The sequence below is a fragment of the Allobosea sp. BH3 genome (genome assembly GCF_025499465.1).
Classification (GTDB): domain Bacteria; phylum Pseudomonadota; class Alphaproteobacteria; order Rhizobiales; family Beijerinckiaceae; genus Allobosea.
This window is the reverse complement of record NZ_JAIMCA010000005.1, coordinates 479,113-491,395: the sequence shown is the minus strand read 5'-3', so window position 1 is coordinate 491,395 and position 12,283 is coordinate 479,113. Positions and strand designations below refer to the sequence as shown.

At 66.4% G+C, this 12,283-nt stretch carries 11 protein-coding genes; 5 read left to right on the top strand and 6 right to left on the bottom strand.

The annotated features are described in order from the left end of the window. Nucleotides 1-130: 130 nt before the first annotated feature. Together BoBH3_RS18960 and BoBH3_RS18955 are read right to left on the bottom strand one after the other, a co-directional pair. Nucleotides 131-352 carry a hypervirulence associated TUDOR domain-containing protein gene (locus tag BoBH3_RS18960; RefSeq protein ID WP_262332396.1) on the bottom strand — a complete coding sequence of 74 codons (222 nt, stop codon included), beginning with the start codon at nucleotides 350-352 and terminating at the stop codon, nucleotides 131-133. A gap of 134 nt (nucleotides 353-486) precedes the next feature. After that, nucleotides 487-1,713: a TIGR03862 family flavoprotein gene (locus tag BoBH3_RS18955; RefSeq protein WP_262332395.1), complete on the bottom strand. Its 1,227-nt coding sequence runs from the start codon at nucleotides 1,711-1,713 to the stop codon at nucleotides 487-489. A gap of 163 nt (nucleotides 1,714-1,876) precedes the next feature. Here BoBH3_RS18955 and BoBH3_RS18950 point away from each other — a divergent pair, with 163 nt between their 5' ends. Next, nucleotides 1,877-2,197 (top strand): YnfA family protein, encoded by a 321-nt coding sequence (locus tag BoBH3_RS18950; protein WP_262332394.1) that lies wholly within the window; start codon nucleotides 1,877-1,879, stop codon nucleotides 2,195-2,197. Nucleotides 2,198-2,361: 164 nt separating this feature from the next. On the opposite strand, the gene BoBH3_RS18945 is transcribed toward BoBH3_RS18950, so the two are convergent. From BoBH3_RS18945 to BoBH3_RS18930, 4 genes are all read right to left on the bottom strand, one after another. Then, complete coding sequence (locus BoBH3_RS18945) at nucleotides 2,362-4,089, bottom strand: Na/Pi cotransporter family protein (RefSeq protein WP_262332393.1); 1,728 nt, start codon at nucleotides 4,087-4,089, stop codon at nucleotides 2,362-2,364. A gap of 229 nt (nucleotides 4,090-4,318) precedes the next feature. Beyond that, nucleotides 4,319-5,116, bottom strand: coding sequence for an inositol monophosphatase family protein (locus tag BoBH3_RS18940; protein WP_262332392.1), 798 nt, complete (start codon nucleotides 5,114-5,116; stop codon nucleotides 4,319-4,321). Continuing rightward, a complete protein-coding gene (iolG, locus tag BoBH3_RS18935) occupies nucleotides 5,116-6,114 on the bottom strand; it encodes an inositol 2-dehydrogenase (RefSeq protein ID WP_262332391.1) in 999 nt (332 codons plus the stop codon). The genes BoBH3_RS18940 and iolG overlap by 1 nt, the downstream gene beginning before the upstream one ends. A gap of 143 nt (nucleotides 6,115-6,257) precedes the next feature. Next, nucleotides 6,258-7,058, bottom strand: a complete 801-nt coding sequence (locus BoBH3_RS18930) for an SDR family oxidoreductase (protein ID WP_262332390.1) — start codon at nucleotides 7,056-7,058, stop codon at nucleotides 6,258-6,260. 338 nt (nucleotides 7,059-7,396) lie between these two features. Between BoBH3_RS18930 and purU the strand changes: the two genes are divergently transcribed. The 4 genes from purU to BoBH3_RS18910 all read left to right on the top strand — a co-directional run bounded on the left by purU (nucleotide 7,397) and on the right by BoBH3_RS18910 (nucleotide 12,280). Beyond that, nucleotides 7,397-8,266, top strand: coding sequence for a formyltetrahydrofolate deformylase (gene purU, locus BoBH3_RS18925; protein WP_262332389.1), 870 nt, complete (start codon nucleotides 7,397-7,399; stop codon nucleotides 8,264-8,266). A gap of 207 nt (nucleotides 8,267-8,473) precedes the next feature. Then, nucleotides 8,474-10,261: a peptide ABC transporter substrate-binding protein gene (locus BoBH3_RS18920; protein WP_262332388.1), complete on the top strand. Its 1,788-nt coding sequence runs from the start codon at nucleotides 8,474-8,476 to the stop codon at nucleotides 10,259-10,261. 152 nt (nucleotides 10,262-10,413) lie between these two features. Beyond that, nucleotides 10,414-11,373 carry an ABC transporter permease gene (locus BoBH3_RS18915; RefSeq protein ID WP_262332387.1) on the top strand — a complete coding sequence of 320 codons (960 nt, stop codon included), beginning with the start codon at nucleotides 10,414-10,416 and terminating at the stop codon, nucleotides 11,371-11,373. Next, on the top strand, nucleotides 11,339-12,280 hold the full coding sequence (locus tag BoBH3_RS18910) for an ABC transporter permease (RefSeq protein WP_262332386.1): 942 nt from the start codon (nucleotides 11,339-11,341) through the stop codon (nucleotides 12,278-12,280). The genes BoBH3_RS18915 and BoBH3_RS18910 overlap by 35 nt, the downstream gene beginning before the upstream one ends. Nucleotides 12,281-12,283 lie beyond the last annotated feature (3 nt).

The following is a 12,283-nucleotide window of genomic DNA, read 5'->3' as shown; positions in this document are numbered from 1 at the left end:
GGCGCGCATCGCGGATGCGATTGGTGACAGGAGTTGACAGGAGGCCGTCATCGCTCTCGGCCGCATGCGGAAGGCCTCGGGCTCCCCGACCGAAGGCCGTCGGGGAGCGGGCGACCGAGGCCGCCGCCCACTACCCCTCCGCCTCGACCTCGCTATGTGACTTCAGTGCGTAGCCGCCCCTTGCCTGCGTCACCAGATAGGCGGGATTGTCGGACGAGGCGTTGCGGCGGACTTCCGTGCCCTTGATGGTGCGGGTCACGGGCTCGGTGAAAACCTGTTCGACCCTTCCGCGCGCGACATACGCGCCCCAGCGCCAGGTGACATCGGTTCCAGGTTCAAGAGTTTTGGTCATGACGGGCTCCGCGTCGCCGATGCGGAGTGAACGCGCGAAGGCGGGATCTGGATCACTCGGAAGGCGCATTCCTTAGAGGCTCTGCGAGGGAGCCACGACCAAGATCGCTCAAACGAGGAGGAGTTTCCCGCGCCCTACTCGGCCGCGCCCCGCCCCAACCACTCCTTCATCCCCTCCGCCGCCGCCACGCCGGTCGCGAAGCTCGCCTGCAGGAGGTACCCGCCGGTCGGGCCTTCCCAGTCCAGCATTTCGCCGGCGACGAAGGTTCCAGGCAGGCGCTTCAGCATGAAGCCGGCATCGATCTCATCGCGGGGAATGCCACCGGCCGTCGAGATGGCGCCGGCGAGTGGCATCGGCGCGCCAAGCCGCAGCGGGGCGTCCTTGATCAGCACGGCGAGCGCCTCCGGCTCCGCCGGGAGGGCCTGCCCCGCGGCCTCGCGCAGCAATGCGATGGCTACGGGGGCGAGGCCGGCGGCCTTGCGCAGATGATTGGAGAGCGTTTCGCCCTTGCGGCGCTTCGCGAGGCGGGCGGCAAGGTCGTCTGCCGTCACGCCGGGCCTTAAATCGACGCTGATCATCGCGGAGCCATCGCGCCGGATCGCTTCGCGGATCGGGGCCGAGAGCGCGTAGATCGCGCCGCCCTCGATTCCCTCCGCATCGATCATCGCCTCGCCCGCGGCCTCCTCTCCGGCGAAGCGGATGGCGATGCGCTTCAGCGGCTGGCCCGCGAAGCGCTCCCGCATCAGGGCAGACCATGCCACCGTGAAGCCGGCATTGGCGGGGCGCAGCGGCGAGATGGCGACGCCGCGCTCCGCCAGCAGCGGCGCCCAGCCGCCATCCGAGCCGAGGCGCGGCCAGCTCGCTCCGCCGAGCGCCAGCAAGGTCGCGTCCGGGCGGTGGGCGTCGACCGCGCCATCGGCGGCCCGGAAGGTCAGCGCGCCATTCTCGTCCCAGCCGGTCCAGAGGCTGTTCGAGACCAGCCGGACGCCGAGGCCATCAAGCCGGCCGAGCCAGGCGCGCAGCAGGGGCGAGGCCTTCATTGCGCGCGGAAAGACGCGGCCGCTGGAGCCGACAAAGGTTTCGGCGCCGAGCCCGTCGGCCCAATCGCGCAGCGCCTGCGGCGGGAAGGCGCGCAGGGCCGGCTCCAGCCAGGGCTGCGCCTCGCGATAGCGGGCGAGAAAGGCTTCGAACGGCTCGGAATGGGTGAGGTTCAGGCCGCCGCGCCCGGCCAGCAGGAACTTGCGCGCCGGCGAGGCCATGCGCTCATGGATCGTGACGCGGTGACCGGCTTCCGCCAGCCGCTCGGCGGCGGCGAGCCCGGCTGGGCCTGCGCCGATGATGGCGATGTCGCGTGCTGGCATTCGGCCTTTGTCCCGTATCCGTCCTCGTCAACGCGAGCGGAGCGAAGCAATCCAGGAGACGTAGAGCACGGCCGCCCCTGGATTGCTTCGCTCCGCTCGCAATGACGGTTAGACTTTCAGCCTGCTTCGCGAAACCCTCCACCCTGCTCCGACCGGACCAACCATGCCGACCATCGCCGCCTATATCGGTGCCGCGCTCTTTGAGATCGCGGGATGCTTCGCCTTCTGGGGATGGCTGAGGCTCGGCAAGCCGATCTGGTGGCTGCTGCCAGGGCTGGTGTCGCTGGCGCTGTTCGCCTGGTTGCTGACGCTGGTCGAGAGCGCGGCGGCCGGGCGCGCCTTTGCCGCCTATGGCGGGGTCTATATCGCCGCCTCGCTCGGCTGGCTCTGGGCGGTGGAAGGCTTGCGGCCAGACCGTTGGGACATCACCGGCGGGCTGATCTGCCTCGCCGGGGCCGCGGTTATCATGGCGGCGCCGCGGTGAGGATCGTCTCCCACCAGCCCTCATCCTGAGGAGCCCGCGAGCGGGCGTCTCGAAGGATGCTTCAGGAGGCTCCCGCGATATCTGGAGCATCCTTCGAGACGCAGCCTGTGGCTGCTCCTCAGGATGAGGGCTCGGGGATGTCGGCCGAGATTATCCGGCGAACCTCACCCGCCCGAATGCGGAGCCGGAATCAGGACCGTCGGCGTCTCGGCGTTGCGGGCGGCGGCCTTGGTGTCGCGCAGGCGGCTTTCGCGCAGCTCGTTGGCGCTTTCCAGGATCGGATAGGCGATCGAGACGATGTGGCCGTGGATGCGCTTCAGGTCCCGGATGATGTCGAGATGGATGGCGCTGGTCTCGATCGATTCCGGCCGGCCCGAGCGCAGGCGCTGGAAATGGCTGTCGGCAGCACGCCGCTCGGCCTCCCGCATCGACGCCTTGTCGGCGAAGAGCTGGCGGGCGAGCACGAGGTCGCGCGTGGCGAAGACGTTGAGCGCAAGCGCAAGCGCGGAGGCCACGCGCTGGTGGAACTCGCGGATCTCGGCCAGCCCCTCGGGCGAGAAGGAATAGCGCTTGCGGATCTTCTTCTCGGCGAGCTCACGCAGGTTCTTGTCGATGATGTCGCCGATATGCTCGAGATTGGTGATGAGCGTGATGATCTCGAAGAGGCGCCGGCTCTCGCCCTCGGTCAGCTCGTTTCGCGAAACCTTGACCAGATAGAGCTTGATCGACTCGTGGATGGTGTCCACGCCGTCATCGGCTGCGGCGATGGCGCGCGAGAGCTTGAGCTCGTCCTTCTCCAGCAGCGTCATGGTATCGCGCAGCATGACCTCGACGCGGTCACCCAGCCGCAGCGCCTCGCGCATGGCGCCGGCCAGCGCTTCGGTCGGGCTGTCGAGGGCGTTGGGGTCGAGATAGCGCGGCGCCACTGCTTCCGACTTTTCTTCCTTGCCGGGCATGAAGCGCTCCACCAGCGCTGCGACCGGCTTGACGAAGGGCAGGAAGACGACGGCGCCGACGAGGTTCAGCGCGACATGGAACTCGATGGCCAGGCGGGAATCCGCCCAGGGCAGGGCCTGCAGCCACTGCGCCAGCGGGCCGACGAAGGGGAGGACGGCGAGCGCCAGAACGAGCCGGGTCAGGAGGTTGCCGACCGCGGCGCGGCGCTGGCCGGCGGGAGCGCCGAGCTGATCCAGCACCGGGATCAGCGCATTGCCCAGATTGGCGCCGATGACCAGCGTCAGCGCCGTGGCGGGCGGAAAGAGACCCGAGGCGGCGAAGGTCGCGACCAGCAGGATGATCGCGATGCTGGAATGAACCATCCAGGTGGCGGCGACGGCGACGAGCACGGCCAGCAGCGGCTCACTGCCGATGGCGCCCAAAACGGTGCGGAAGGTCTGCGACTGGGCGAGCGGCGCGGCAGCGGTATTGAGTTCGATCAGCGACAGCAGGATCAGGCCGATGCCGACGAGCACCCGGCCGATGTTGCGGGGCCGCTCCATCGCCTCGCTCGACAAGTACATCGCGACGCCCACCGCGAGGCAGAGCCCCCAGAGCCAGCCGAGATCCATCGAGATGACGAAGGCCGCGAGCGCGGTGCCGAGATTGGCACCGAGCAGGACGGCGAGCGCCATGGCCGAGCCGATCAGCGCCTGACCGGCGAAGGAGGACACCAGCAGCGTCGTCGCTGTGGAGCTCTGCAGGACCATGGTGACGGCGACGCCGCTGCCGAAGGCAGCGAAACGGTTGCGCGTGAAGCTCTGCAGCGCCTGCCGGAGCTGCGTGCCGAAGGCCCGCATCGCGCCGGTGCGCACCAGCCGGACCGCCCAGATCAGCAGCGCGACGCCGCCGGCCAGGTGGATCAGGATGTTGGTTGCGCTCTCGCCCGTCGCCATTTCGATGCGGTCTTTCTCCGGCTCAGTGTCGATCTTCGGTTGAATCTATCAATTTTTGATTAGCCAACTCAACAGGAATAGCGTCTGAAAGTGCTGATAATGCGGCAGGAATCCAATTTTTAGGCCTTTCCGACGGCATTTTGCGATGCCTGCGCAGGCGCAACCCTCTCATCCCGCCGCTGCTCTGACGAAGCAAAGCGGCGGCGGAATCGACAATCTGGCGAGCCGGCTAGCCGATTCCGGTGATCTCCTTGAGCACGGACGCCAGGGCCGGCGTACAGCACAGGATCGGATTGCCCTTGCTGATGCCTTCGCCCGCGAAGAAATCGTTGATATAGGCACCGGCCTCGCTGGCGATGACGATGCCGGCCGCGACGTCCCAGGCGTTGATATGGAGCTCGGCATAGCCCTCGCTCCAGCCGCAGGCGGCGTGGCAAAGGCCGAGCGTGCCGGAGCCGCCGCGCCTCACGGCCGCGCCGGCCGCATAGCCGCGCTCGATGACCTTGAGATAGTTCGCAGCCGGCACGCGGGTCGACCAGCCCAGCTCGACCGAGGCGCGGGCGATGTCGGTGGCGCCGGACACCTTGATCGGATCGCCGTTCAGGGTCGCGCCGGCGCCGCGCCGCGCGGCATAGACCTCACCCAGCGCCGGAGCGGCCACGACGCCGATCTCGGGCCTCCGATCCGCGAGGAAGCCGATCGAGATGCACCAGTTGCGGTCGCCATGGGCGAAATTCGCGGTGCCGTCGATCGGATCGAGAATCCAGACGGCGTCGGAGGCCTCGCCGCCGCCCTCCTCGCCGATGACGCTGTCGTTCGGGAAGAGCGCGGTGAGCCGCTCGCGCAGGAAGGCCTCGACCTTGCCGTCGGCAACGGTCAGCCAGTCCTGAGCACCCTTCATCGTGGTGCCGAGGGACTCGCGCTTGTTGAAATAGGCGAGCGCCAGATGGCTTGCCTCGGCGGCGAGCCCAAGGGCAGCGTAGTAGCGCAGATCGCGTTCAGCGGGCGTCATCGAACCACCGGCCATCACTTGGCTCCCAGATCGACGCGGACGGGCTTGCCGCTCTTTGCGGACTCCGTCGCGGCGTCGGCGAGAATCTGCGCCTTCAGCCCGTCGAGCCCGGTCGGCGACGGCGCGGCCTTGCCGTTGCAGGCGGCGATGAAGGCGTCGAGCTCAGCGCGATAGGCGGCAGCGTAGCGCTCCAGGAAGAAGTTCTGCACCGGGTCGGCGCGGAAGCCGAGGGCGGTGGCGCTTTCGACGGTGGTCTCATGGATATTGCCGGCGCGCAGCATGCCCTTCGAGCCATGCACCTCGATGCGCTGGTCGTAGCCATAGGTCGCGCGGCGGGAATTCGAGATCTGGGCGATCCGGCCCGAGGCTGTCTTCATCAGCACGGCGGCGGTATCGACGTCGCCGGCCTCGCCGATCGCCTTGTCGACGAGGGAGGAGCCGAGCGCGAAGACCTCGACCGGCTCCTCGGCGAGGAGGAAGCGCGCCATGTCGAGATCATGGATCATCATGTCGCGGAAGAGGCCGCCCGAGCGCTTCACATAGTCGACCGGCGGCGGGCCGGGATCGCGCGAGATCACCGTGACGATCTCGATCTCGCCGGCCTCGCCCGCTCGCAGCCGCTTCTCGAGCGCGGCGAAATTGGGATCGAAGCGGCGGTTGAAGCCGATCATCAGCGGCTTGCCCGATTTCTCCACCGTAGCAAGGCAGCGGCGGATGCGGGCGGCGTCGAGATCGACCGGCTTCTCGCAGAAGACGGCCTTGCCGGAGGTGACGGCAGCCTCGATCAAGTCGGCATGGGTGTCGGTCGGCGTGCAGATCAGCACGGCATCGATGGCGGGATCGGCGAGGATCGCCTCGGCGCTGGCAGCCTTCGCGCCGGCTGCGGCGGCCAGCGAGGTTGCAGCGTCCGACATCGCATCCGCGACGGCGACGAGCTCGGCATCGCCGCGCGCAGCGACGTTCAGCCCGTGGATGCGCCCGATACGGCCGGCGCCCAGCAATCCGATCTTCATTTGGTGTGTCCTGTCATTATGGCCGGCACGGAGCGTCGTTGCGAGGAGCGTCGGCGATGAAGCAACCGAGGGGACGTAGAGCTCTGCGCCCCCTGGATTGCTTCGCTGCGCTCGCAATGACGGCCCGGACGGGTAGCATGAAATCAGTCATGCGCACCGAGGATGGTCTGGTCGAAATCGATGTTGGCGCCGGTCATCAGCCCGGACTCGTCGGAGGCGAGATAGGCGACAGCCTTGGCGACCTCTCGCGGATCGATCAAGCGGCCGAAGGGCTGGGAGGCGTTGGCCTCATCCAGCCAGCCATCCTGCGCATTATGCCTGAGCTTCATGATGGCATCCTCACCCGGCGTCGCCATCCAGCCGATATTGAGGCCGTTGACGCGGATGCGATGCTTCAGCAGGCCATAGGCCACATTCTTCGTCAGCACGGCGAGCGCGCCCTTCGAGACGCTGTAGGCGGAGAGGAAGGGCTGGCCGCCATGGGCCGACATGGACTGGATGTTGACGACGGCGCCCGCGATGGACTGCCGACGCATCAGTTCGGCGGCATCCTGGATCAGGAAGAAGGGCGCGCGCAGGTTTACCGCCATGATGCGCTCATAGAGCTCCGGCGAGGTATCGAAGATGCTGCCGCGGTCCGTGTCGCCAGCGGCGTTGACCAGGATATCGAGCCGACCGAAGGCCTTTTCGACCGCCGGGACGATCTGCCGCACGGCGTCGAGATCGGAGAGGTCGGCCTGGTGGAAGCGGGCGTCAACGCCCTCGCCGCGCAGGCTTTCCGCCACCGCCTCGCCGCGCCCGGCGTTGCGCCCGGTCAACAGCAGCGATGCGACGCCTCGGGCCGCGAATTCGCGCGCAATCGCCTCGCCCAGTCCCTGGCTTGCGCCCGTGACGATAGCCGCCTTGCCAGCAAGGCTGCGGCTGAAGGATCCGGCTTCCGGCAATGGACACGCCTCCCAAGACGAAACGGCAGGATTTTTTTATCACCGCTTCATTTGGAACAAACATTCTATTTCAATGCCGGCAAGTCAAGGCGACAAAAGCCTGCCGCCTTGACAAAGAACCGCGCGCACGCGCTGTTGCAGTGCAGCAGCCGCGAGGCTGGATAACCGGAACGCATCTCGCGATCATGACGGCAACGAGCCTCAGCGGCCTTCCCAGGCCGCAAAGCAGCACCGGACGAGGTTGACGGCAGCGCGACGCGCAGCCCTCCCTCTCCTCATGCCTCATTCAGACGATCGCTAAAGGGCCGCCCCCACAGGTGGCATACAGGTGTGTTCCCATGACCATTCTCGACCGCAGCTCGACCCTCACCCTCTCCTGCCCGAACCGCCCGGGCATCGTCGCCGCCGTCTCGACCCTGCTGTTCGAGGCCGGCTGCAACATCCTCGACGCCCAGCAATTCGACGACACCGAGACGGACCGCTTCTTCATGCGCGTCGTCTTCAACCGGCTCGACGGCAGCCAACCGCACGAGGCGATCGCGGAATCGCTTCACGCGCTCGGAAAGCGCTTCGACATGGAGATTGGCCTCAGCGAAGCCTCGCGTCCCAAGCGCGTGATGCTGCTGGTCTCCAAATTCGACCACTGCCTTGCCGACCTGCTCTATCGCTGGCGCATCGGCGAACTGCCGATGGAGATCACCGCGATCGTCTCCAACCATAAACGCGAGCACATCGCCTCGACCGATCTCGGCACGCTGCCCTTCCACCACCTGCCGGTGACGCGCCAGACCAAGATGGAGCAGGAAGCGGAAATCTGGCGGCTGATCCAGGAGACGCAGACCGAACTCGTCGTGCTGGCCCGCTATATGCAGGTGCTATCCGATGGGCTCTCGGCCAAGCTGGCCGGTCGCTGCATAAACATTCATCACTCGTTCCTGCCCGGCTTCAAGGGCGCCAAACCCTATCATCAGGCCCATGAGCGCGGGGTGAAGCTGATCGGCGCCACCGCGCATTACGTCACCTCCGATCTCGACGAAGGCCCCATCGTCGAGCAGGACGTCGAGCGGATTTCGCATCGCGACACGCCCGAGGACCTTGTCCGCAAGGGCCGCGACATCGAGCGCCGCGTGCTCGCGCGGGCGGTGCGCCATCACCTCGAAGACCGCGTCCTTCTCAACGGAAAGAAAACTGTCGTATTCACGGACTGAACGGCATAAAGTTGCAAAGTGAGGCCAGAGAGCAGGCCAAATAGCCTGTTTTGCCTGGGCTTTGGGCATGCTGCCCCGCGGCAGGCGCAAATTCGTCCTGCGCTGCCCAGTTGACGCTTTCGTTGGCACATGCCTTGCTGAGACACCAACGAGAACACGGCGTGAGAGCGCCGGGGGATAAATTTTGTTTGAACGTGGAGGCAACCGATGAACGAAAAAGAAATCCGCGGCATGGTCGCGGATGTGAAGGAAGGCTCGCTGTCGCGACGCTCCTTCATCCAGAGAATGGCGGCCGTCGGCATCACCGCGCCGATCGCGAGCCAGATCCTCGCCTGGAACGACGTCGCGATGGCCAATGCGACGCTGCCCTACAAGCCGACGAAGGCCGGCGGCGGTGGCCCGCTGAAGGTGCTGCTCTGGCAGGCGCCGACCCTGCTCAACCCGCATTTCGCCTCCGGCACTAAGGACCAGATCGCCTCGCGCATCTTCTTCGAGCCGCTCGCCGGCTGGGACAAGGAAGGCAACCTCATCCCTTGCCTCGCCGCCGAGGTGCCCTCCAAGGCCAATGGCGGCCTTTCGGCCGACGGCACCCAGGTGACCTGGAAGCTGAAGCAGGGCGTCAAGTGGCATGACGGCAAGCCGTTCACCGCCGACGACGTCGTCTTCACCTGGGAATATGCCAAGGACCCGGCGACCGCCGCCTACACCACCGGCTCCTACAAGGACATCAAGGTCGAGAAGGTCGACGACTACACGATCAAGCTCACCTTCGCCGCTCCGACGCCGTTCTGGGCGGACCCCTTCGTCGGCGTCGCCGGCCAGATCCTGCCGAAGCACCATTTCGGCGAGTATATCGGCGCGAAGTCCCGCGAGGCTCCCGCGAACCTGAAGCCGGTCGGCACCGGCCCCTACAAGTTCGTGGAATTCAAGCCGGGCGACATCCTCACCGGCGCGCGCAACGAAGACTACCACATCAAGAACCAGCCGCATTTCGACACGCTCGAAGTCAAGGGCGGCGGTGACGCCGTCTCGGCGGCGCGCGCCGTGCTGCAGACCGGCGAATACGACTATGCCTGGAACCTGCAGGTCGAGGACGAGGTCCTCAAGCGCATGGAAACCGGCGGCCGCGGCAAGATCAGCGCCGTTGCCTCGGGCGATATCGAGTTCATCATCCTGAACCCGACCGATCCGTGGACCGAGGTTGACGGCGAGCGCTCGAGCATCAAGACCAAGCACCCGACCTTGTCGGATCCGAAGGTCCGCGAGGCGATCAACCTGCTGATCGACCGCGACTCGATCCAGAAGTTCATCTATGGCCGCGGCGGCATCGCCACAGCCAGCTTCGTCAACGAGCCGAAGCAGTTCAAGTCGAGCAAGCTCAAATACGAGTTCAACATCGACAAGGCCAACAAGATCCTTGACGACGCCGGCTACAAGCGCGGGGCCGACGGCGTCCGCGAGAAGGACGGCAAGAAGCTCAAATACGTCTACCAGACCTCGATCAACGCCCCGCGCCAGAAGACGCAGGCGATCATCAAGCAGGCCTGCCAGAAGGCCGGCATCGACCTCGAGCTCAAGTCGGTCACGGCTTCGGTGTTCTTCTCGTCGGACGTCGCGAACCCCGACACCTACACCAAGCTCTATGTCGACATGGAGATGTACACCACCACGCAGCCGCAGCCCGATCCGGAGCGCTTCCTCAACCAGTTCACGTCCTGGGAAGTCGCCAACAAGGAGAACAAGTGGCTGGGCCGCAACGTCTCCCGCTACACGGATCCGGCTGCCGACGAGGCCTACAAGGCCGCTCAGAAGGAGCTCGACCCGGCCAAGCGCGCCGCGCTGCTGATCAAGGTCAACGAGATCTTCTGCGAGGCCAATATCATCCTGCCGCTCCTGTCGCGCACCCGTGTCGCCGCCTCGGTGAACAATGTCATGCACGACCACAGCGGCTGGGACGTCGATACCTGGAACATCGCGGCCTGGTATCGTACCTAATCCGGCATCGAGCCGCCCTTCACGGAAAAGGTCTTCCGTGAAGGGCGGCAACCACATCGGCGTGTCCCTTGCAGCCTGCACGGCCGCAAGGGACCGTTGTTTGCAACTGGCGTTCGCTCCGCGGCACCGCCGCGCACGCAAGAGATGATTTCATGGCGACCTATCTGATACGGCGGCTTCTTATCGCCATTCCAAGCCTGCTCGGCATCAGCGTGATCCTGTTCACCATCCTGGCCCTGGCGCCGGGCGATCCGTTCTCGGAAATGGCGACGAACCCTAACGTCCCGCCCGAGGTCCGCGAGGCGCTGCGCGCCAGCTTCGGCCTCAACGACCCGATCATGGTGCGCTATGTGCGCTGGCTCGGGCTGATGGTGCAGGGCGACTGGGGCTTCTCCTTCGCCAGCCGCATCAATGTCGACGACCTGATCCTGCAGCGCCTGCCGACCACGCTCTTCGTCGTCGGCTCGTCGCAGATCCTGGCGCTGTGCGTCGCGCTGCCGGTCGGCATCTATGCCGCGACGCGGCCCTATTCGGTCTTCGACCAGATCGCCAACACGCTGGCCTTCGTCGGCTTCTCGCTGCCGACCTTCTTCACCGGCCTGCTCTTCATCCTGATCTTCTCGGTCTCGCTGGACTGGTTCCCCTTCGTCTATCGCTCCGACATCGCGGCGACCGGCTGGCGCTGGTACTGGGAGATGTTCCGCCAGGCGATCATGCCGATCACCGTGCTCGGCCTGTTCCAGGCGGCCTCCTACACGCGTTATGTCCGCTCCGCCGTTCTCGACGTCATCCGGCTCGACTATGTGACGACGGCGCGCGCCAAGGGCCTGGGCGAAAGGACCGTCACGCTGCGCCACATCACGCGCAACGCGCTGATCCCGGTCGTGACCCTTGTCGCGCTGCAGATGCCCACCGTATTCGGCGGCGCGCTCGTCACCGAGCAGATCTTCCGCGTGCCCGGCATCGGCTCGCTGCTGATCGACGCTATCCTCGCCAACGACACACCGGTGATCATGGCAGTCACCTTCGTCTTCTCCTGCCTGGTCGTCCTGTTCAACCTCATCGCGGATCTTCTTTATGGCTGGCTCGACCCTCGCATCTCCTTCGGCTGATCCAGCCGTGGCTGCCATCGCGGCCCCGGTCTCGGTCTCGCCGGCGCGCGAGACCTGGCGCCGATTCCGCCGTCACCGCCTCGCCATGGCGAGCCTGGTGATCCTGACCCTGCTGATCGTCAGCGTGATCGTCGGTCCCTGGCTCTGGCCGGTGGCGATCAACGACATCGACTTCTCGGCGACCCTGCAGGGTCCCTCGCTCGCCCACCCCCTGGGCACGGACGATCTCGGCCAGGATATCATGGCGCGGATGATGTATGGCGGGCGCATCTCGCTCGCCGTCGGGCTGGCGGCCATGGTGGTCGCGACCTTCGTCGGCGTGCTGATCGGCGCGCTGGCGGGCATGTCGCGCAAGGTCGCCGACCCCGTGCTGATGTGGGTGACGGACCTGTTCCTGTCGCTGCCGCAGCTGCCCCTGCTGCTGCTGATCATCTACCTGTTCCGCGAGCAGCTGAAGGCGCTGTTCGGCGTCGAAGGCGGTGTCTTCGTGCTGATCGTCATCGTCATCGGCGGCCTGCGCTGGATGCCGGTGGCGCGCCTCGTGCGGGCGCAGTTCCTCTCGCTGCGCGAGAAGGAATTCGTCGAAGCCGCCCGCGCCCAGGGCGCGACGAAGATGCGCCAGATGGTGCGGCATATCCTGCCGAACGCGCTGGGGCCGGTCATCGTCGCCTCGACCATCGAGGTGTCCACGGCGATCATCGCCGAATCGACGCTGTCCTTCCTGGGTCTCGGCTTCCCGCCGGACATCCCGACCTGGGGCCGGCTGCTGTTCGACGCGAAGGACCAGCTCGACACCGCGCCGCACTGGGCGCTGTTCCCGGGTGCCGCGATCTTCCTCACGGTTCTCTCGATCAACTTCATCGGCGACGGCCTGCGCGATGCGCTGGACCCGCGTCGCGTCATCTGATTA